Raw genomic sequence first — 19,482 nt, 5'->3', positions numbered from 1 at the left:
ATATGCACGAAACCCCGCCGGTGGCGATGAATGCGCCGGACACCACGGTGGACGCCCGTGAGGTGTTCGGCGTCGATATCGATATGGCTGTGCCAGCCTTTTCGGTGAAGGATGATCGCGTGCCGGATCTGGATCCGGCCTATGTGTTCGACCCAGACACCACGTTGGCCATCCTTGCCGGCTTTGCCTTCAACCGCCGCGTGATGGTGCAGGGCTATCACGGCACCGGCAAATCCACCCATATCGAGCAGGTGGCCGCCCGCCTCAACTGGCCGTGCGTGCGCATCAACCTCGACAGCCACATCAGCCGCATCGATCTGATCGGCAAGGATGCCATCGTGCTGAGGAACGGCGCGCAGGTGACCGAATTCCGCGAAGGCCTGCTGCCGTGGGCGCTGCAAACCCCGACAGCATTGGTGTTCGACGAATATGACGCCGGCCGGCCGGACGTGATGTTCGTGATCCAGCGCGTGCTGGAAGTGGAAGGCAAGTTGACCCTGCTCGATCAGAACCGGGTGATCCGTCCCAACCCATGGTTCCGGCTGTTTGCCACCGCCAACACCGTGGGCCTGGGCGATACCACCGGGCTCTATCATGGCACGCAGCAGATCAATCAGGGCCAGATGGACCGCTGGAGCATCGTCACCACGCTGAATTACCTGCCGCACCACACCGAAAGCGCCATCGTGACCGCCAAGGTGAAGGAATTCGACACCGAAGCCGGCCGCAAGACCGTTTCGAACATGGTGCGCGTGGCCGACATGACGCGCGCCGGCTTCATCGGCGGCGACATCTCCACGGTGATGAGCCCGCGCACGGTAATCACCTGGGCGCAGAACGCGGTGATCTTTGGCAATGTGGGTTTTGCCTTCCGTCTGTCGTTCCTCAACAAGTGCGACGAGGCCGAGCGCAGCATCGTGGCCGAATATTATCAGCGCGTGTTCGGCGAGGACCTGCCGGAAAGCATCGCGGTGAAGGCGAAGAAGTAGGGAATGGCCGAAACCAGCCCCATCGAGGATTTCCGCCAGGCGGTGGCCGCGACCATGCGGGCGCTGGGCCATGCGCCGGGTATGGAGCTGGCCTATACGGCCGACAAGCCGGGCTGTTTCGGTGATCAGGCCCGCGTGCCGCAGCCGGCGCGGGCGCTGCCGGCTGAGCAGGTGGCCGAAGTGCGCGGCTGGGCCGACAGTTTCGCGCTGAAACGCCGCTTCCACGATCCCAAGCTGCATGGGGCGGAGCAGCCGGAATCAGGGCTGGCGCGGGACATCTGGAATGCGCTGGAACAGGCGCGCTTTGAAGCCTTGGGCGCGGCCGAAATGGCCGGGGTGGCGCGCAACCTCGACCGCATGACCGAAATGCGCGTGCGCACCGATCCGATCGTGCGCGCCCGCACTGCCGAGGAAGTGCCGCTGGCCAGCGCCATCAGCCTTATGGTGCGCGAACGGCTGACCGGTGCCGACGTGCCGCGCGCCGCACAACAGGCGGTGGACATGGTGCGCGGCCATATCGAGGCGCAGGCCGGCACGCATCTGGATGCGCTCGCCGCCAACATGGAGGATCAGGCGGCATTCGCGCAGTTGATCCGCCACGTGCTCGCCGATCTGGGCCTGGGCGCCGATCCCGACGAGGCCAGCGACGAGACCGAGGAAAGCGACGGGCAGGACGAGGAAGAACAGTCCGGCCAAGACAGCGAAGATCAGGAACAGGACGACGGCGGCGGCCAGGACCAGTCCACCGAAACCCGTTCCGAGGATTCGTCGGACGCGCCCGAGGGCGCCGAGCAACGCGAAGTCGAGATGGACACCGATCAGGTGTCGGACGCAGAAATGGGCGAAGAGGGTCAGGACGGCATGATGCCGTGGCGGCCCAACATGCCGCTTTCCGATCTGCCGCCGGATTTCGAGTACAAGGCCTATTCCACCAAGCATGACGAAGTGGTGGGGGCTGCCGAACTGTGCGACGACGAGGAACTGACCCGTCTGCGCGCCTATCTCGATCAGCAACTGATCCCGCTGCAATCGGCGGTGACCAAGCTGGCGAACCGCCTGCAGCGCCGCCTGATGGCCCAGCAGAACCGCAGCTGGGATTTCGATCAGGAAGAAGGCATATTGGATGCCGCCCGGCTGGTGCGCATCGTCACCAATCCGGCCCATGCCCTCAGCTACAAGATCGAGCGCGACACCCAGTTCCGCGACACGGTGGTGACGCTGCTGATCGACAATTCGGGATCGATGCGCGGCCGGCCGATCTCCATCGCCGCCATCTGCGCCGACATCCTGGCGCGCACGCTGGAACGTTGTGCAGTCAAGACCGAGATCCTGGGCTTCACCACGCGGGCCTGGAAGGGCGGGCAGAGCCGCGAAGCGTGGCTGCAGGCTGGCCGTCCGGCCAAGCCGGGGCGGCTGAATGACTTGCGCCACATCGTCTACAAGCAGGCCGATGCGCCGTGGCGGCGGGCGCGCAAGAATCTGGGCCTGATGATGCGCGAAGGCCTGCTGAAAGAGAATATCGACGGCGAGGCGCTGCTGTGGGCGCACGACCGGCTGGTGGCCCGCAACGAAGACCGCCGCATCCTGATGGTGATTTCTGATGGCGCGCCGGTGGATGATTCCACCCTGTCGGTGAACAGCGGCAATTATCTGGAGCGCCACCTGCGCGCCGTGATCCGCCACATCGAGACCAAGAGCCCGGTCGAACTGATCGCCATCGGCATCGGCCACGACGTGACGCGTTATTATCACCGCGCCGTCACCATCATGGATGCCGAACAACTGGGCGGCACCATCATCGACAGTCTCGCCGCACTGTTCGAGGAAGGCGGCGGTGGCCGCAATGCCGGTCGCGGTGGCGGTAGTCCGCGCCGCCGCTGAGCTTGAACTTCAGTTCTGCAATTCTTGCAGCTGTGGGGCCCAATGTCGCCTTCGAGGCCGCTGCCGGCGGTACGGAGTGGATTTCTTCCGTTAGGACGACGTGAAATCCCGCTTGTGGGGCTCGACGTCAACCGGGTTGGGCCGCAACCGCTGCTGGCCTGCAAAAGTGTTGGCAAGTTGCCGGTTACGCCGAATGTCAAGCAACTGTCGGCACCTGCGTATTTGGAAGCGCTGGGCAGGGCGCTGGTGGAGGCTGGCTGCCAGAGCCAGCTCTAGCGGCTGGCCGTCAACACGTTTCAGGATTGATATCGGCGCAGCGCGCGCTTCACCTCATCGTGAAGCGCACCTTGCGGTTGCCGAAATCCAACGCAACGCGGCGGAAGCTGGACAGAAGATCCGATCCCAGGAAGATCGCTGGCTGGGTGCTCAGGCCGAACAGCGCGAAGGGCGGCGCATCGGCAAAGGCCACCACGACATTGTTGAGGATGAGCCCGCCGATCCGCACGTTGTTGAGCACCATCGCTTCGGCTTTCAGCACCTGCCCGGTGACCGACAACAGTTCGATATCGAACATCTTTTCGGGCCGGCGGGTGCCATAAAGCCGCTCTCGCAGGGCCCTGTTGCCCAGGGTAACTTCACTGCCGGTATCGATCACCGCGGATACCGCGCGATTGCCGATCGATGCCTGGGTGATGATCAACTGGCCCTTGCGGCGACGCGCGGTGACCACGATTTCCTGGCCATTGGCGGCAAAGGGCGTGCGCGAATCCTGCACCGTGATTGTGCGCTTGTCGAAATCCAGCAACAGCCGTTGATCGGCCAGCGCATCGATGCCGATCAGGCCATCGGCGCCCAGATGCCGGGCTGACAGCGCCGGCGCGTTGATCGGGCCAATTTCCGATTTGCCGATGGTGAGCATGGCTACCTCGACCGTGCCGACACTGACGGCGCCGGCCATACCTTGCAGGCGCACCGACCCGCCGGCGGGCAAGTTCAGCCGAGCCGCCAGTCCATCGCTGACCACCGAACGATCGGCGCCGGAATCGACTAGGAAGCGGTGCGGCCCGATGCCATTCACCTTCACATCAACAAACATGCGCTTTTTCAGCTGTTCGGCTTCCAGCGCGTCGCCCAGGATTTCGAGATTGTTGTCGATGATGGCAGGCGCAATCAGCGGTTGGCCAGGGACGGAGGTGGCCGGCGGTGTCACACTGGCGGCGGCAGCGGCCAGCAAAAGGTTCGACACGGACATGAGTGCATTGTCTGCCTGATACGGTGGGGGTGCAAGGGACCGATTGCAAAGCGACGCCGAACGCCTATGCCGAAGCGATGAGCAGCAGCCTTGCCATCATCGCCACCGCTACCGGGCTGATGGCCCTCGCCGAGATTGGCGACAAGACCATGCTACTCGCTCTCTTGCTGGCCGCGCGTTTTCGCAAGCCGGGCAGCGTGATTACCGGCATATTGGTGGCGACCCTTGCCAATCATGCGCTCGCTGCCTGGGCGGGGGCGACGCTGGCTGATTGGCTGGCCGGGCCGTGGTTTCAGGTGGCGGTGGCGCTGGGCTTCATCGCCATGGCCGCATGGACGCTGGTGCCCGACAAGATGGACGACATGCCGGCCGTTGCCAGCGGTGCGCAGGCGTTCTTCGCCACGACCGTCGCCTTTTTCATCGTTGAGATCGGCGACAAGACCCAGATCGCCACCATTGCCTTGGGCGCGCGGTTCCACGATGTTCTGGCTGTCACCATCGGCACCACGCTGGGCATGATGATTGCAAACGTGCCGGCCGTGCTGCTGGGTGACAAGCTGTTGGCGGGTGTGCCGCTGAAGGCCGTTCGCATGGCCGCGGCGGCCCTGCTGGCGCTGCTCGGTGTGGTGATGCTGGCGGCGCTTTGGCCGCAGTTCGTCAGATGATGCCGCGGGCCTGCAGTTCGGCCAGCGCCGCTTCGTCAAGGCCAAGCATCTCGCCGTACACGTCCGCATTGTCTTGCCCGATCGTTTCGGGCGCGCGGCGGCGGACGCTGCCTGGCGTGGCCGACAGCTTGGGAAAGACATTCTGCATCTTAACCTCGCCCCAGCGCGGGTGCGGCACGCCGATAATGGCTTCGCGGGCCTGGAAATGCGGATCGTCCAGCATGTCCTGCGGGCGATAGAGGCGACCGGCCGGTACGCCGGCTGCCACCATCTTGTCTTCCAGCTCGGCGATGGTCAGTGTTTTTGTCCAGTCGCCGATCAGGGCGTCCAGTTCTTCCTGGTGCTTTCCGCGCGCGACATGGTTCACATAGCGCGGATCCTTGGTCAGCTCGGGCCGGCCCATCGCGTCGCAAAGCCGACCGAACACCGAGTCCTGATTGGCGCCGATCAGATATTCGCCGTCCTTGCACGGATAGACGTTGGACGGCGCAATGCCCGGTAGCACGGAGCCAGAGCGTTCGCGCACATAGCCCGAGGCAACATACTCCGGCACGAGGCTTTCCATTACCTGCAGCACGGCCTCATAAAGGGCGGAATCGACGATCTGGCCCTTGCCAGTGGCGTGGCGGTGGTTCAGCGCGGCCAGCGCGCCCATAGCGCCGTAAGTAGCGGCCAGCGAATCCCCGATCGAGACGCCCATGCGGCTGGGTGGCCGATCCGGATCGCCGACAATGGCCCGCCAGCCGCCCATCGCCTCGCCGATCCCGCCAAAGCCGGCGCGGGCAGAATAGGGGCCGGATTGGCCATAGCCCGACACGCGCACGATGATCAGGCCAGTGTTGTCGGCCATCAGGGTTTCGGGTGACAGGCCCCATTTCTCCAGCGTGCCCGGGCGGAAATTCTCGATCAGTATGTCGGCCTTGCCGATCAGGCGGCGGGCCAGCGCTTGGCCTTCCCTCTCGCGCAAATTGCACGAAACGGCGCGCTTGTTGCGGGCTACAACTTCCCACCACAGCGGGTAATCACCGCGGCCCCACACCCGCATCGGATCGCCCTGACCAGGTGGTTCCAGCTTGATAACGTCTGCGCCCATGTCGCCCAGCAATTGCCCGCAGAACGGCCCGGCAATAAGCTGGCCCATTTCCACGACTTTGATGCCCGCGAGGGGGCCGTTATTCTCAACGGTCATCGCTGGTCCTTATTCGGCCGCGATGGCCAAGTGGTGCCACACCGGCTGCCTTGGCGCAGGCAAGCCGGTTTCAGCCTCGCATGCCGCGCGCAGCTCGTCCACCGTGCCGCCACGATTGAAGATCTCCGGTTCAGCAGACTGAGCGGCGGCCAGTTCAGCGCGCAGGGCTGAAGTGGCTACTGCGTCCACCCGGCCTTCTGCGTCGGCCACCACACCATAGGCCCTCGCGCCGGCTTCGCTCACCAGCCCCTGGCGGATTTCGAGGCCAACCAGCGCCGGATCACGCTCCAGCGGGTTGCCCCAGCCGCCGCCACCCCAAGTGATGAAGTGGAGCTGATCGCCAGCCTCGACATCGAGGCTGTCGAGCTTGTTGGCAACAATCGTCTGGGTGCCATCGGCCTTTTCCAGGATCTTGCGGGCGCGGCTCCCCGGCGCGCCGCCGTTCACGCCCCAGGGGTAAGTGAACCAGCGATCATCGTGGATCGAAACACTGCCGGCGCTCAGGAAACGGTAGCTCATCAGGATGCCGTTGCCGCCACGGTTCAGGCCGGCGCCGCCGGTATCCGCCAAGGCTTCGTAACGCTCGATGCGCAGCGGGAAATAGCGTTCGAGGAATTCGTTGGGCACGTTGGTGAAACCCGGCCACAGCGAATGGCCATCCGGGCCATCGCCGAACGGCTTGCCGGGAATGCCGCCGAAACCGATCTGGAACAGCTGGAACCACTCGCCGTTCTTGCCTGGCCGCTGGTCACGCCCGGAATACATCAGGTGCGGCGACGAGGAGAACCCTGCCGCGCACAGGAATTCCGGCGTGCGCTGGCCGAGCAACGCGCCCAGCAAATCGAAGATACGGCCCAGAGCGTGGGTGCGGCCCGACAGCGCCGCCGGGTAACGCGGCTTCAACAGCGAGCCTTCGGGGATCTTCACCTCGATCAGGTCGTAGAAGCCATCGTTGAACATGATCTGCGGATCGAAAACCATGATCATGTAGATGCCGAAGAACATCTTGAACATGTTCTCATTGAGATAGAAATTGATCGCCGCGTCACTCTGCGGATCGGTGCCATCGAAATCCAGCACCACCTTGTCGCCCACGCGCTGCATGGTGCACTTGATCTTGTAGGGGCCATAGCCCACGCCATCGTCGCAGACGAAATCTTCGAAGCTCACCTTGTCGGTGGAAACCGACGAGGCGATCAGCGCCTTCATGGCGCGGTGGTTGCGGGCCAGCAGCGCGTCCATTGCGGCCACCACTTCGTCGTCGCCGAAACGCGCGCACATTTCGTCGATGCGCCGCGCGGCGACTCGGCAGGAGGCGATCAGCGCATTCAAATCGGCCGCGCACCAATCAGGCTTGCGGGTCTGGTGCATGACCAGCTTGACCAGATCCTCATTATACTCGCCCTTGCGCCAGATCTTCACCGGCGGGATGCGCACGCCTTCCTCGAATATGGCGCGGGCGTCGATCGGCATGGAACCGGCGACCTTGCCGCCAATGTCGCTTTGGTGTCCGAACATTGCCGTCCACGTGACCAGGCGCCCACTGCGATACACCGGCAGCAGAACCAGCCAATCGTTGCTATGGCTGATCGCGCCTTCACAGCTGTAGGGGTCAGACAGGAAGATCATGTCGCCTTCCTCGATGCTGCCATCCCAGCCACGCAGGAAGCCATCAATGAAGCTGCCGAACTGGCCAACGATCATCTTGCCCGCCGGGTTGGCGATCATCGGGAAGGCATCGCCCTGTTCGCGGATACCGGGGGACATCGCGGTGCGCACCAGGGTGGCGTCCATCTCGATACGGGCATTGCGCAGCGCGTTCTCGATGATATCAAGCGTGACCGGATCGATGGTCTTGGCCTTAAAGGGGCGCGGATTGGTCTCAATGATACGGGCGGGCATGGTGCGGTCCTTCAGGGCTTGCCGGTCACGGCGTAATTCAGCAGCCGGCTGAATCCTTCGCTCATCACGCTGTCCACCGGCACGGCGAGCGTATCCAGATTATTCGCTGCGGTGCCGGCAACGCGATAGGTCATGGTCAATCGTGAGCCGGAGCCTTCGCCGCGCAGGCTGAATTCCAGGATGGCGTTCACCGGCAGCGCCCGCAGCGGGCCAAAGCCACCCGACATTCGCGGCGACGATGGCGCCACCGCGCTTAGCACGACGGCATGCTGCACGCTGTTCTTATCCCAGCGTTCCAGCAGCAGGCCGCCGCCGCGCGGATCGAGATGGATGGCTTCGGCCTTGCCGCTGTAGCTGTGGGCCTTGTCCCACCAGTTCGACCAATTGGTCAGCGCCCGCCATATCCGCGCGGGCTTTACGCCAATGACGGCTGAACTTTCCGACAAAAAGCCATCAGGCGCCGACTTGATGACGGCGGCTTGTGCTGGGCTGGCCATCGTCGCAAGCAGTAGGCCGCTGGCGATGACGGGATGATGAAGGGAGCGCATCATTTCTCCGGTGTGATCAGCAGATTGCCAAAAACATCCACGCTGGAGATGTGGCCATTATGGACGAGCGTGGTGGAATCCATTTCGGTGATCACCGCCGGGCCTGCCACCACGTCACCAGCGCGAAGCTTTGACCGGTCATAGATGGCGGCGGCGCGGGCCTGGCCGTCCATCCACACCTCGTGGTCGCGCACCCGTGCGGCGGCCGGGTTGCCGTCACCCTTGGCAATGCGTTCGGCCAAGACATTGGCAGCCTTGCCCAGTGCGACGACCCGGATGTTGACCAGTTCCTGCGGCACCGAAAGATTGAAAGTGAACAGCCGCTTGTGCTCGGCATCGAAGCGTTCGGCGAGGCTAGCGATGCTAGAGCCGGGCGGCGAAAACAGCGGTACTTCAAAGGCCTGGCCGGCATAGCGCACGTCGACTTCTACGCGGATCTCGATCTCGTTGGCGGCCACGCCTTCGGTGGCCAATTCGGCGCTGGTTTGGGCGATGAGCTCACCGATCACCGAGCCGACTTCGGCATCACTGGTTTGCGTCACCAGCTTGTTGAAGCTGCGCTGGGCATCGACCCGCAGCCGGGTGGTGGCATCGCCATAGGCGCACAGCACACCGGGCGAGGGCGGGATAATCACCGGCCACGATCCCATCAACATGCCCATGGCGTTGCCATGCAGCGGGCCAGCGCCGCCAAAGGCCATCAGCGCGAAATCGCGCGGGTCATAACCCTGCTGAACGGACACCAATCGCAGCGCGCCAAACATCGTCTCGTTGACGATAGCGATGATGCCGGCTGCCGCTTCCAGCAGCGGCAGCCCCAGCGCATCGGCCACCGTCTGCACTGCGCGCTTGGAAGCTTCGCGGTCCAGCTTGAAGCTTCCTCCGAGCAGGTTTTCGGGCAGATAGCCCAGAACCACGTTTGCATCTGTCACGGTCGGCAATTCGCCGCCGCGGCCATAGGCAGCCGGACCGGGCACGGCACCGGCTGATTGGGGGCCTACGCGCAGCGCCTTGGTTAGTTCCGGCACAGTTGCAATAGAGCCACCGCCGGCACCGACCGTCTTCACGTCAAGGCTGGAGGCCCGAACGGTTAGGTGGCCCACGCTGGTCTCGCGGCGCAGCCGTGCCTGATAATCCTCGATCAGCGCGACATCGGTGGAGGTGCCGCCCATGTCCAGCGTCAAGACGTTGGGAAAGCCGGCGCTCTTGGCGATCCACACTGCGCCGGCGACACCGCCGGCAGGGCCAGACATCAGCAGGTTAACCGGTGCCGTGCGGCTCTTTTCGGCGCTCATCAAGCCGCCGTCGGAGCGCAGCAGGTTGAGCTTGGCGGCTGTGCCCCAATCCTTGAGCGCGGCTTCGAGATTGCCGACATAGCGCGACACGGTGGGCCGAACGGCGCTGTTGGCCACCGTGGTCAGCGCCCGCTCATACTCCTGCATTTCGGGCAGGATGTCCGCCGACAGCGAGACCGGGATGCCGGGCAGTTCCTCGGCACAGATCGCGGCGACGCGGCGTTCGTGGGCGTCGTTCATGTAACTGTTGATCAGGCAGATGGTGATGGCTTCCACCTTCTCTTCGGCCAGCCGCTTGAGGTTCTTGCGCAGCGCGGCTTCGTCGAGCGGACGCACGATCGAACCATCGGCACAGACGCGTTCGGGCGCTTCGATCGTGGCTTCCAGCGGCGCCATCGGAGTGGGTTTGGGCCAGATGATCCAGGCCGCAAGGCCGCCGGGCACAAGGGAGCGGGCAATCTGCAGGATATGGCGATAGCCTTCGGTGACGATCAGGCCGACCCTGGCGATCTTATGTTCCAGCACCGCGTTGGTGGCGACCGTGGTGCCGTGCAGGAACAGTGACAGATCGGCCGCCGAAATCCCTGCCTTCTCACAGAGTTGGCGGGCGCCAGTGATGACAGCTTCGGACGGGTCGTGCGGGGTAGAGGGCACCTTGTCGCGCACGGCACGGCCGGTCTCTTCATCAATCACGATCAGATCGGTGAACGTGCCACCCACATCAACGCCGAGTCTGTAGCTCACGAATTTGCTCCGATTGGAATAGGACGCGCAACGAAGTCCCCGGCCTTGCCCGCCCGGCTGGGCAGCGCCCGGCCCATGATGGTGGCGAACCAGCGATTGGCTTCCAGCGTGGTTTCAAGATCATAGCCGGTGGCGATGCTCGAACGGCCGAACAGGTAGAGAAGCTCCTCGGTGCCGACATTGCCCGCTGCGCCAGGCGCAAACGGGCAGCCGCCCAGGCCGCCAAGCGCCGAATCAAAGGTGCGGCAGCCGGCCTGGTATCCGGCCCAGGCGTTGGCGGGGGCCAGCCCGCGGGTGTCGTGCAGGTGCAGGCGGATCGGGATGGGGGCGATGGCTTCGATCACGCGGGCTGTAAGGTCGCCAACCTGGGGCGGCACAGCCACACCGACCGTATCGGCCAGCGCGATCTCCTGCGCACCGGCGTCGGCCATTCGCTTGGCCAGTTCCACCACGCGGTCTGCGGGCACGGGGCCTTCGTAAGGGCAACCAAAGGCTGCGCTGATCGTAACCTGGGCGTAAAGCCCTGCATCCCTTGCCATTTTCAGCATAGCGCTGTTGGCGAGGATGCCATCGGAAATTTTCTGGCCCTGGTTGACGACGCCGAACGTGTCGCTGGCTACCAGCACGCAGCCGGCTTCATCCAGCGGGCGCGGATTGTCCTGCGTGGCGATGGCACGGGCGACGCCGCGTTCGTTCAGACACAGGCCGATAAAGCGCACGCCGGGCGCTTCTGGTAGGCAGAGTGCCACTTGTTCGGCGTCTCCCATCTGCGGCACGCGGCGCGGATTGACGAAGGACACCACTTCGACGCGTTTTGCGCCCATGGTCACCAAATGGCCAATCAATGCCAGCTTGTGGTCACTGGAAACCAGCACGGGCTCGTTCTGCAGGCCATCGCGGGGCGATACCTCAACGATTGTCACCGGATCGGTGATGTTCGGGCTGGTGGTGGACATGCGGTTTTGTATACAAAGTCGCGGTGCCCCTGTATAGCCGGCGTGAACGGAGGAAATCGTGAATGAGGCCAATCCGGATGCGGATTATGCGGCGGCCGGCTTTGGCCAGGGGCTGTTGTTGGGGCCGCGGCCGGCGTTGCTGATGATAGATTTCGCGCGCGCCTATTTCGCGCCGGGATCGCCGCTGTATGCCGGTGTGGAGGCCGCCCGCGACGCGGCTGCGCAGGTGCTGGCGGCGGCGCGGGGCCATGGCGTGCTGATATTCCACACGCGCGTTGAATATCAGCCGGGCGGCGCCGATGGCGGCGTGTTCTTCCGCAAGATCGCGGCGCTGAAAGTGTTTGAAACAGGCAGTCCGCTGGGCAATTTCGAACCGCCGCTTGAACCGCGGCCGGGCGAGGCGGTGATCACCAAGCAGTTTCCGTCCGCATTTTTCGGCACCGATCTGGCGGCGCTGCTGAACAGCGCAGGCATCGACACCCTGGTGATCTGCGGCCTGTCCACATCGGGCTGCGTGCGCGCCAGTGCAGTGGATGCGATCTGCCATGGTTTTGTGCCGGTGATCGTGCGCGAAGGCGTGGGTGACCGGCTGCAATCGGTGCACGACGCCAACCTGTTCGATCTCGCCGCCAAGACGGCTGAACTGCGCAGCGTGGTGGAAATAATCACTTATTTCGAGGATATTACATCCTGAAAAGCGTGCAGGGCACGGCGGATATGGGCGGTCATCACTGCCCGTGCCCAATCTTCATCATGGGCCGCAAAGGCCTGGATCAACTGGCCATGTTCGTGGGCTGATCGGGCCAGATCAGCGCGGTCATAGCGGGTGGCGGTGCGCCGCACGATAGGTTGTTCCACAAGGCCAGCCAGAATCGTGGACAGCCGTGCCGAGGCGGACGCGCTCAGGATGATATCGTGAAAGCGGCGGTTCTCGGCCAGAAAGCGCGCGATATCAGGCTGCGGTAGCGCCACGGCGACTTCGATGGCGGCGTTGCAATGGCGCAGTTCCGCCAGTTGTGCCTGGGTGGCGCGGCGGGCGGCGCGGGCGGCGGCATGGCCTTCCAGCATGGCGCGCAAAGCAAAGATTTCAGCAACATCGTCACTGTCCCAATCGGCAACCACCAGGCGGCGGCCGAGGGTGCGCACCGCGTAAAGCTCCACCTCCAGCCGGCGCAGCGCATCGCGAACCGGGGTGCGCGACACGCCGACGATATCGGCCAGCGCCTCTTCACGCAGCGGGGTGCCGGGGCTGGCATCGCCGGCCAGGATTAGGCCCCTGATTTCGGCATAGGCGCGATCGGCGGCGCTGGACGCGGCATTGCTGGCACTGGTGGCGTTATCCGGCATCTTCACCCTGTTGCAAAATGGTCGCGCCCCCCGTGTTTGCAGCGAAACGGACTAAAGCTCGCTTGCAAATGGCCATTTTTGTATACATTATCAGCAACGTATTTGTCACTAAACTAAAGTTTACACCGGTGGGAGCGAGGTAACATGGCGCAGATTTACAGCCAGATGCAGGCCAATTTCATGCGGGCGCTGCCGGCGAGTGCCGGCACGGATCTGGTGACTGGCAGCGCGCTGCCGGCCGCTGGCGGACTGTTGCCGTCGCGTCTGGCCCGGCTTTTGCTTGGCGTTTCTGGGCTGATGCTGGCCGCCACGCCGGCCATGGCCCAGCAGGCTGTTGCCGCAGACGACGAGGCCGGCGAGATTTTGGTGACGGCCCGCCGCAACAGCGAACGGCTTATTGATGTGCCGGCCAGCGTGTCGGTGGTCACTGCCGAAACCCTGGCCGCCACCGGCACCTTCCGCAGCCAGGAAATCCTGCAGCTCATGCCCGGCGTGACCATTGTTTCGGGCTCGGCGGAAGCCGGCGACACCCAGATCAACATCCGCGGCCTCAACGGCGCCCGCGACGCTGAATCGAGTGTGGCGCTGGTGGTTGATGGGATTTTGAAAACCAACACGGCGCAGCTCAATCAGGTGCAGGGCACGCTGCGCCAGGTGGAAGTGCTGAAGGGCCCGCAGGGCGCCATCTATGGCCGCAACGCGGCGGCTGGCGCCATCGTGATGACCACGATCAAGCCGGGCGACGTGCTGGAAGGCGCGTTCCGCGCCAATTATGGCGAACTCGCCACCGGTCAGGCCTTTGGCTATGTCGCCGGGCCGCTGTCTAATGCCGTCGGTTTCGTGCTGTCGGCTAATTATCAGACCACCGATGGTTTTTGGCGCAATGAATTCCTGGGCAATGCCAAGGTTGTCGATGATCAGGAAAACTATGGGCTCGATGGCCGCATCGTCGCCAAGCTGAGCGATGCCACCACGCTCGACTTCAAGAGCCGCTATGCCAAGCTGTCTGGCGCTTCGATCAACTTCAACGCCAGCTTCCACCTGCCCAACTTCGCGGCGGTGAACCCGGCTTTTTATGAGAACGTCAACGCGCGCGAGTTCCGCTATTATAGCAACATCCGGCCGACCAACGAACAGGAAACGTTCGAGCTTTCGGCTCGAGTCGAACATGATTTCAGCTCAGGCAAATTGTCGGCTTGGGCGCTGTATTCCGATGTCGATCAATCGCTGACCGCCGATGGCACCTCGGCCGATTTCGCGCGTTATATCAGCAACGTCGCCAATCCCACCAGCCAGGCGGTGAATAAACAGTGCTTTACTACCACGGCACAATTGCGCGGCTTCCCGCTGGCCCAGCCGACGTTCATCGGCCAAATTCCGGTGCCCTTCATCTTTGCGCCGGCCAATGGTTCTACATTCGGCGCCTACAGCCCGACGACCTGCGACGGCACCCAGTTGCAGACGCGCAGCCAGAAGGATGTGTCGGCTGAAATACGCTATGCCTCCGCGCTAGATGGCCCGATCAACTGGTCGGTGGGCCTCTACTATCTCAACATCGATCGGGAAACCGGCATCAGCCTGGGCGCAGATCTCGGCCGCGGTGTGTCGCGTGACCTCTACAATGCGCCCGGTTCGTCCAACCCGACCAGCCAGCTGTTCAACGATCGCTTCCGCACCGATGTTTATGCTGCCTTCGGCTCGCTGGATTGGAAGCCGGTGGAGCAGTTCACCGTGGGCTTTGCCCTGCGCTATGACATCGAACGCCGCCGCGCCGAGAATCTGGTGCCGTTCGCACTTGATCCGATCAACGGCGGGCAGATCAACCCCGGCCAGGTTGGCGGGCCGATTCCGCCGGCGGCAAACACGTTCAAGCAACTGCAGCCCAAGATCACGCTTTCATACAAGGTGAACGACGATACCAACCTGTTTGCCAACTGGGGTGTGGGCTTCAAGGCCGGTGGCTTCAACAACCAGGGCTCCTCCGCCATTGTGAACAACAATTTTAACAATGGCCGCGTACCCGGCACCATCAACGCCGGTGTGACGATAAACGATCAGTATCGCCTAGAACACTCGTCCGCGTTCGAAGCCGGCATCAAGGGCAATCTGTTCGATGGCCGCATCAGCTATGATCTGGCTGGCTATTACACCCAGGTCCGCGATATGCAGTTCTTCGAATTCTTCGTAGGCGGCTTTGGCCTGCTGCGCGTGGTGTCGAACATCGACAAGGTCGATCTGTGGGGCGCCGAACTCAACCTGAATGCAAAGATCGTCGATGGCTGGACGGTGTTTGCCAGCGGCAACATCACCGACAGCGAGATCAAGGCCAATCGCAGCCGGCCGGATACGCTGGGCAACAAGAGCCCCTATACCGCCGATTACACCCTGAATGTCGGCACGCAGGTGAGTGTGCCGGTGAGCGATGCCCTGAAGGCCAATTTCCGTGCCGATTACCGCCTGACCGGGCCGACCTGGTTCCACAGCGTGCAGGATCAGGAAAAGCCAACGCTTTTCAGCGGTTTGCTGCCGATTTCGGCGCTGCAACTGCCGGCGGTGGTGGGCAACGCGCGTTATGACGTGACCCGTCGCGATGCGTTTGGCGTTGTCAATCTGCGCGCCAGCATCGAAGGCAAGAACTGGCAAGTATCGGTGTTTGCAAACAATCTGCTCGACAAGCTGTGGCTGAACGAGGTGATTCCGGCGATCGAGTTTGGTGGATCGTTCATTTCACCCGGCCAGCGCCGCATCATTGGTGGTGAAGTCAGCTTCAAGTTCTGATTTCAACATCTGTTAAGTGCCGCCTCCCCCGGGGTCGGCTCACTCGGCGGGGAGGGCCTGCCCGGCCAGTCGCTCCACCCCCACCTAGGAGCGACGGGCCGTTTGATGCTTGGGGGCGGTGGTTGGGAAGCGGTCTGACAGCACCCGGTCCATCACGCGGCGGCGACAGAAATGTGCGGCCCCGGATCACGCCGGGGCAACGGGGTAAGCCAGCGGGCTTCAGGCGAAGTTGAAGCTGATGGAGATCCGTTCAGCCTTGGCGGCGCTGGGCATCACCTCGTGGCGCAGCCAGCTTTCCCACAGCAGCAGATCGCCCGCCGCGGGTTCGACATGGACGAAATTGCGGCTTTCGGCCGGCGCATCTGCGCTGCGCGGGGGGCTGTTCATCAGCATCGGCAGGCGCGGATCTTCGAAGCGGATGCTGCCGGCGCCAGCGGGCACCTCCACATAGAGTGTGCCTGAAATGATGCTGTGTGGGTGGATGTGCCCGCTGTGGCCGCCGCCGGGTTTGAGGACATTGACCCAAAGGCTGTCGAGCTTGGGTTTGCGCCTCGCAAGATCGAGATGTGCGGCCGCTGCAAAGCCACTGGCCTGTTTCACCAGCCAGCGCGCCAGATCGCCAAAGGCCGGATCGCGCGACGGCAGGTCGTTGAGCGAGGCATAGCTGGTGTAGCCACGATAGCGGTTGTCGCGGCTCCAGCGGCGGCCGGCGCTGTCGTCCTCGGCCAGCGTCCGGCAGCTGTGGGCCAGATCGGCCAGCAGCGCGGCATCATCAAGCCGGCCCTGCCAGAGCGGGGTGGGGAACAAACGCTGAATCGCCATGCTCGCCCCATGGCGGCTTCGCGCCTGGCCGGCAAGCCCTCAGGTCAAAAGATCCGAAATGGATGCTGCGCGATTGCCGCACGCAAGCTTCACCCCAGTGCAGCCGTTACCCGCCTTATACGGGGTTTCCGCCAGCCCGGCTTTGCGCTGGCAACACCCATCTGGTCCAGCTTTACGCCGGCCTGGGCAGACAGCGTTGGCAGCCAGATCAGCAGCCTGTTTGCCACCGGATACGGCAATCCGCCGGTCGCGGTGAGCAACGTGCCCGAACCGGCAACCTGGCTGATGCTGGGGCTGCGCTTCATGGCGGTGGGACACCAGCTGCTCTAGCGGCATCGCAGCGGGCCAAAGTGGGTGATGGCTTGATTAGCCCACGAGGCTGCGCTGCATCATCACGATGTCGAGCGGCTTGCCGAACTTTTCGCCAATCTGCTTCAGCAGGCCGGCGCGTTCGAAGCCGCAGGATGCATGCAGGCTGATGGAGGCGTTGTTGCCGGAATCGCCGATCACCGCGATTAACTGCCGGAACCCGGCCGTTCGCGCCGCGCTGCTCACCGCCATCAGCAGCGCCTGGCCGATGCCGGTGCGCTGGGCATCGGGCGCCACATAGACGCTGGTTTCGCCGCAATAGCGGTAGGCGGGGCGATCGCGGAACTGGGTGACATAGGCATAGCCATCCACCTTGCCCATCGTCACATGCGCCAGCCACGGCCAGCCGTGTGATTTCACCTTCATCAGCCGCTGCGCCATTTCGGCGGCTGATGGCGGTTCGATCTCGAAACTGGCGGTGCCGTTCAGCACGGCGGGCGCATAGATGGCGGCCAGGGTCGGGGCATCTTCCATGCGGGCAGGACGGATGCTCATGCCGCTTCCAGCGCGCGTTCGGCCGGGCGGGCGAGCATGGTGCCACCGGGCCCGATTACCACCGGGCGGTTGATCAGGATGGGATCGGCCAGCATGGCGGCCAGGATGGTGGCGTCGTCCGCTTGCGGCAGGCCGCGTTCTTCCGCATCGGTGCCGCGCGTGCGCAGCAGGGCCTTGGCGCCGCCCACGGCCGCGGCCACGCCAGCCAGCGTTGCGGCATCGGGCGGGGTTTTCAGATATTCGATCACGTGCACATCATGGCCCTGTTCGTGCAGCAAGGCCAACGCACCCCGCGAGGTGCCACATTTGGGGTTATGCCAGATGGTGATAATGGCCATTTGCCGTGTTTCCGCCGCCAACCCCCTGGCCTGCCAAGGATTGGCGGCCTTGTTTTGCCGCAGTCTGACATGGGGTGGCTGGCGAAGTCCAGCGACCTCAGCCAGCGATTTTTGCTAGATAAGCCCGCGGCTGATCAGGCATTCCTGCACGGCCCGTTCGCCCATGTCGATGGCGGTGTTGGTGAAGGCCGAAGCCGACGCATCGGCATTGGCGATGGCCATGCGGCCAAAGCTCTGCCGGCCCAATATGTGTGGGCGCTGTTCATCGGGCACATCCGGATCGTCCAGCGTGTCATAGGTATAGCTGTAGCCATGCGGCCAGCGGTTGACGGTGATGCCGGCAATGTCGCGCGCCGCCTCGAAACCGGCGCTGCCCAGCATGCGCTGCAGCTGGCTCCTAATTTCGCGTTCGATGGTGGTGTAGTCGGTGGCCAGCATGTCGGCACGGCCGATGCGGTTCTGTTCCTTGCGTGGGCTTCCGGGGCTGTTGGGATTGCGCACCATGTGCAGCACGACCGGTTCATCCGGCGTCTGCGCGCTGCGATAACCGCCGATCGCCATTGGCGTGTCGAGCGCGGTGGTGGTGTGATAGCCGTTGGGCGCATGGATGGCCTTGATGCCCAGCTTCGCCCACGCCTTCCAGTCGCGCAGCAGCACGTTGGTATATTGCATCGGCACCTTTGACGGATAGAGCAGCGCCGCCTTCTGCGCCTGCGGCAGGCTGGGCACGATGAACGGGATGATGTTGTTGAAACAGGCCAGGATCACATTGGCCGCCGTCACCGCGACGCGCTGGCCATCCTTCACATACACCACGCGCGCCGCCTTTTCGGTGCTGCGCGTCACCGGCCCCAGATGTTCGGCGCGGATCACCATGCTCGAAAGCCGGATGCGCACCGCATTCTTCGCATTGTCGAGCGCGGCATAATTGGCCGGCGCCAGCACGACGCTTTCCTGATCGAGCTTGCCCGGAAACACGCCCGGCACCAGCGCCGACACCAGCAGCCGCGCCACCGATGCATTGCCATCGGGCCAGTGAAAATGCTGGGCTTCGGCGTGAATCTGGCCGGGCAGGGTCATGCCGGCAAAGCCCGGCGCGCGCTTGCTCAAGGCGGCTTCCCAGGCCGGCAGCGTGTCCACCCGCTTGTTGTTGCGATAGCCCTGGCCGGTGAAGAAGGGCAGGCATTCGGGCAGCATGCCGGCATGTTTCAGCAGATAATCCTGATAGCTCATGGCCTTGAGCGCCGCCGCCTTTGCCTCTGGATCAAGGCCGGGGAGATGATCCTTCACTTGCGTGTGCAGGCGCGTCAGGTCAGCGCGGACGGCGGGCGAGAGCGGGGCTTCGGCGAAGAATTGTGGCCACGGTTTCTTGCCCGTGCCGGTGACCAATTTGTCGTTCAGGAAATGCTGCCGGTCAAAGAAAGTGGCGTTGCCCAGCCCGGCATAGGCCTTGGTCTCGAACCGCTCATAGCTGGCCAGATCGACACCCAGATCGGCCAGCAGCTTTTTCGACGTGAAGCTGTAAGGGAAGGGCGATTCAATGCTCATCGTGCCGCCATAGGCAAGGATAGTGCGGCCGCCGTAGTGGAACTCGTTGCGCTTGGCGTGGCCGCCGAAATCATCGTGATTGTCGAGGATCAGGATCTTGCGATCGTCGCCTAGCGCCTGCCGGTAGAAATGGGCCGCCGACAGTCCGGAAATGCCGCCGCCCACGATCACCAGATCATAATGTTCGCCGCTGTCATCCGCCGGAACCGCGCCGCCAAAACTGCCGTCGCGGGCCATGTGCGCGGTTTCGAAACTGCCGGGATATTGCCCGCGCAGGCCGGTTTTCAACGGGGGATAGTCGGGCGCTTCGGCCGCCCATGCCGGCAAGGATAGGCCAGACGCCGCGACACCAACCGCCACGCCG

The 19,482-nt window shown here is 63.7% G+C and carries 17 protein-coding genes; 6 read left to right on the top strand and 11 right to left on the bottom strand.

The features are described from left to right. Positions 1-2 precede the first annotated feature (2 nt). Both cobS and cobT read left to right on the top strand, forming a co-directional pair. Positions 3-989, top strand: coding sequence for a cobaltochelatase subunit CobS (gene cobS / locus Q7O19_RS08675; RefSeq protein ID WP_303809971.1), 987 nt, complete (start codon positions 3-5; stop codon positions 987-989). Between the two features lie 3 nt (positions 990-992). Next, entirely contained in the window at positions 993-2,870 is a 1,878-nt protein-coding gene (gene cobT, locus Q7O19_RS08670; protein ID WP_303809953.1) for a cobaltochelatase subunit CobT, read from the top strand. Between the two features lie 325 nt (positions 2,871-3,195). Here cobT and Q7O19_RS08665 read toward each other — a convergent pair whose 3' ends face one another. Further along, on the bottom strand, positions 3,196-4,122 hold the full coding sequence (locus tag Q7O19_RS08665; protein ID WP_303809951.1) for a retroviral-like aspartic protease family protein: 927 nt from the start codon (positions 4,120-4,122) through the stop codon (positions 3,196-3,198). A 77-nt stretch (positions 4,123-4,199) separates the two neighbouring features. On the opposite strand from Q7O19_RS08665, the gene Q7O19_RS08660 reads away from it, so the two are divergent. Continuing rightward, entirely contained in the window at positions 4,200-4,787 is a 588-nt protein-coding gene (locus tag Q7O19_RS08660; RefSeq protein ID WP_303809949.1) for a TMEM165/GDT1 family protein, read from the top strand. Here the strand turns inward: Q7O19_RS08660 and Q7O19_RS08655 are convergent. The 5 genes from Q7O19_RS08655 to Q7O19_RS08635 are packed head-to-tail and all read right to left on the bottom strand — an operon-like array spanning position 4,780 to position 11,421. Beyond that, on the bottom strand, positions 4,780-5,976 hold the full coding sequence (locus tag Q7O19_RS08655; RefSeq protein ID WP_303809948.1) for a CaiB/BaiF CoA-transferase family protein: 1,197 nt from the start codon (positions 5,974-5,976) through the stop codon (positions 4,780-4,782). The two genes, Q7O19_RS08660 and Q7O19_RS08655, sit on opposite strands and share 8 nt — an antisense overlap. Positions 5,977-5,985: 9 nt before the next feature. Then, positions 5,986-7,878 (bottom strand): hydantoinase B/oxoprolinase family protein, encoded by a 1,893-nt coding sequence (locus Q7O19_RS08650; RefSeq protein ID WP_303809947.1) that lies wholly within the window; start codon positions 7,876-7,878, stop codon positions 5,986-5,988. An 11-nt stretch (positions 7,879-7,889) separates the two neighbouring features. After that, positions 7,890-8,429: a hypothetical protein gene (locus Q7O19_RS08645; protein ID WP_303809944.1), complete on the bottom strand. Its 540-nt coding sequence runs from the start codon at positions 8,427-8,429 to the stop codon at positions 7,890-7,892. After that, positions 8,426-10,465, bottom strand: a complete 2,040-nt coding sequence (locus tag Q7O19_RS08640; protein ID WP_303809942.1) for a hydantoinase/oxoprolinase family protein — start codon at positions 10,463-10,465, stop codon at positions 8,426-8,428. The genes Q7O19_RS08645 and Q7O19_RS08640 overlap by 4 nt, the downstream gene beginning before the upstream one ends. Further along, positions 10,462-11,421 (bottom strand): hydroxymethylglutaryl-CoA lyase, encoded by a 960-nt coding sequence (locus Q7O19_RS08635; RefSeq protein ID WP_303809940.1) that lies wholly within the window; start codon positions 11,419-11,421, stop codon positions 10,462-10,464. Before Q7O19_RS08635 ends, Q7O19_RS08640 begins: the two co-directional genes overlap by 4 nt. Positions 11,422-11,479: 58 nt before the next feature. Between Q7O19_RS08635 and Q7O19_RS08630 the strand changes: the two genes are divergently transcribed. Next, positions 11,480-12,115 (top strand): isochorismatase family protein, encoded by a 636-nt coding sequence (locus tag Q7O19_RS08630; protein WP_303809939.1) that lies wholly within the window; start codon positions 11,480-11,482, stop codon positions 12,113-12,115. Here the strand turns inward: Q7O19_RS08630 and Q7O19_RS08625 are convergent. Continuing rightward, the gene (locus Q7O19_RS08625; RefSeq protein WP_303809969.1) at positions 12,091-12,768 is read right to left on the bottom strand and encodes a GntR family transcriptional regulator; all 678 of its coding nucleotides are present in this window, start codon (positions 12,766-12,768) and stop codon (positions 12,091-12,093) included. The genes Q7O19_RS08630 and Q7O19_RS08625 overlap by 25 nt on opposite strands. Before the next feature lie 144 nt (positions 12,769-12,912). Here Q7O19_RS08625 and Q7O19_RS08620 point away from each other — a divergent pair, with 144 nt between their 5' ends. Continuing rightward, on the top strand, positions 12,913-15,546 hold the full coding sequence (locus Q7O19_RS08620) for a TonB-dependent receptor (RefSeq protein WP_303809938.1): 2,634 nt from the start codon (positions 12,913-12,915) through the stop codon (positions 15,544-15,546). Positions 15,547-15,765: 219 nt separating this feature from the next. On the opposite strand, the gene Q7O19_RS08615 is transcribed toward Q7O19_RS08620, so the two are convergent. Continuing rightward, positions 15,766-16,368 carry a TIGR02466 family protein gene (locus Q7O19_RS08615; RefSeq protein WP_303794283.1) on the bottom strand — a complete coding sequence of 201 codons (603 nt, stop codon included), beginning with the start codon at positions 16,366-16,368 and terminating at the stop codon, positions 15,766-15,768. A 9-nt stretch (positions 16,369-16,377) separates the two neighbouring features. Between Q7O19_RS08615 and Q7O19_RS08610 the strand changes: the two genes are divergently transcribed. Continuing rightward, positions 16,378-16,698, top strand: coding sequence for a hypothetical protein (locus Q7O19_RS08610; RefSeq protein ID WP_303809937.1), 321 nt, complete (start codon positions 16,378-16,380; stop codon positions 16,696-16,698). Positions 16,699-16,734: 36 nt separating this feature from the next. Here Q7O19_RS08610 and Q7O19_RS08605 read toward each other — a convergent pair whose 3' ends face one another. The 3 genes from Q7O19_RS08605 to Q7O19_RS08595 all read right to left on the bottom strand — a co-directional run. After that, the gene (locus Q7O19_RS08605) at positions 16,735-17,232 is read right to left on the bottom strand and encodes a GNAT family N-acetyltransferase (protein WP_303809935.1); all 498 of its coding nucleotides are present in this window, start codon (positions 17,230-17,232) and stop codon (positions 16,735-16,737) included. Further along, positions 17,229-17,570, bottom strand: coding sequence for an ArsC/Spx/MgsR family protein (locus tag Q7O19_RS08600; RefSeq protein WP_022680319.1), 342 nt, complete (start codon positions 17,568-17,570; stop codon positions 17,229-17,231). Before Q7O19_RS08600 ends, Q7O19_RS08605 begins: the two co-directional genes overlap by 4 nt. Positions 17,571-17,684: 114 nt before the next feature. Continuing rightward, positions 17,685-19,482 (bottom strand): FAD/NAD(P)-binding protein (locus Q7O19_RS08595; protein ID WP_303809933.1); only part of this gene is annotated, 1,798 nt, incomplete at its 5' end.

The sequence above is a fragment of the Sandarakinorhabdus limnophila DSM 17366 genome, from assembly GCF_945882885.1.
Taxonomy (GTDB): Bacteria; Pseudomonadota; Alphaproteobacteria; order Sphingomonadales; family Sphingomonadaceae; genus Sandarakinorhabdus; species Sandarakinorhabdus limnophila_A.
This window is presented reverse-complemented; position numbering and strand designations above follow the sequence as displayed.

Coding starts and splice junctions, on each gene's coding strand:
- Q7O19_RS08645 (WP_303809944.1), bottom strand. CDS start 8,429: ATGATGCGCTCCCTTCATCATCCCGTCATCGCCAGCGGCCTACTGCTT.
- Q7O19_RS08605 (WP_303809935.1), bottom strand. CDS start 17,232: ATGAGCATCCGTCCTGCCCGCATGGAAGATGCCCCGACCCTGGCCGCC.
- Q7O19_RS08660 (WP_303809949.1), top strand. CDS start 4,200: ATGAGCAGCAGCCTTGCCATCATCGCCACCGCTACCGGGCTGATGGCC.
- Q7O19_RS08610 (WP_303809937.1), top strand. CDS start 16,378: ATGGCGGCTTCGCGCCTGGCCGGCAAGCCCTCAGGTCAAAAGATCCGA.
- Q7O19_RS08615 (WP_303794283.1), bottom strand. CDS start 16,368: ATGGCGATTCAGCGTTTGTTCCCCACCCCGCTCTGGCAGGGCCGGCTT.
- Q7O19_RS08650 (WP_303809947.1), bottom strand. CDS start 7,878: ATGCCCGCCCGTATCATTGAGACCAATCCGCGCCCCTTTAAGGCCAAG.
- Q7O19_RS08635 (WP_303809940.1), bottom strand. CDS start 11,421: ATGTCCACCACCAGCCCGAACATCACCGATCCGGTGACAATCGTTGAG.
- cobT (WP_303809953.1), top strand. CDS start 993: ATGGCCGAAACCAGCCCCATCGAGGATTTCCGCCAGGCGGTGGCCGCG.
- Q7O19_RS08600 (WP_022680319.1), bottom strand. CDS start 17,570: ATGGCCATTATCACCATCTGGCATAACCCCAAATGTGGCACCTCGCGG.
- Q7O19_RS08665 (WP_303809951.1), bottom strand. CDS start 4,122: ATGTCCGTGTCGAACCTTTTGCTGGCCGCTGCCGCCGCCAGTGTGACA.
- Q7O19_RS08655 (WP_303809948.1), bottom strand. CDS start 5,976: ATGACCGTTGAGAATAACGGCCCCCTCGCGGGCATCAAAGTCGTGGAA.
- Q7O19_RS08620 (WP_303809938.1), top strand. CDS start 12,913: ATGGCGCAGATTTACAGCCAGATGCAGGCCAATTTCATGCGGGCGCTG.
- cobS (WP_303809971.1), top strand. CDS start 3: ATGCACGAAACCCCGCCGGTGGCGATGAATGCGCCGGACACCACGGTG.
- Q7O19_RS08625 (WP_303809969.1), bottom strand. CDS start 12,768: ATGCCGGATAACGCCACCAGTGCCAGCAATGCCGCGTCCAGCGCCGCC.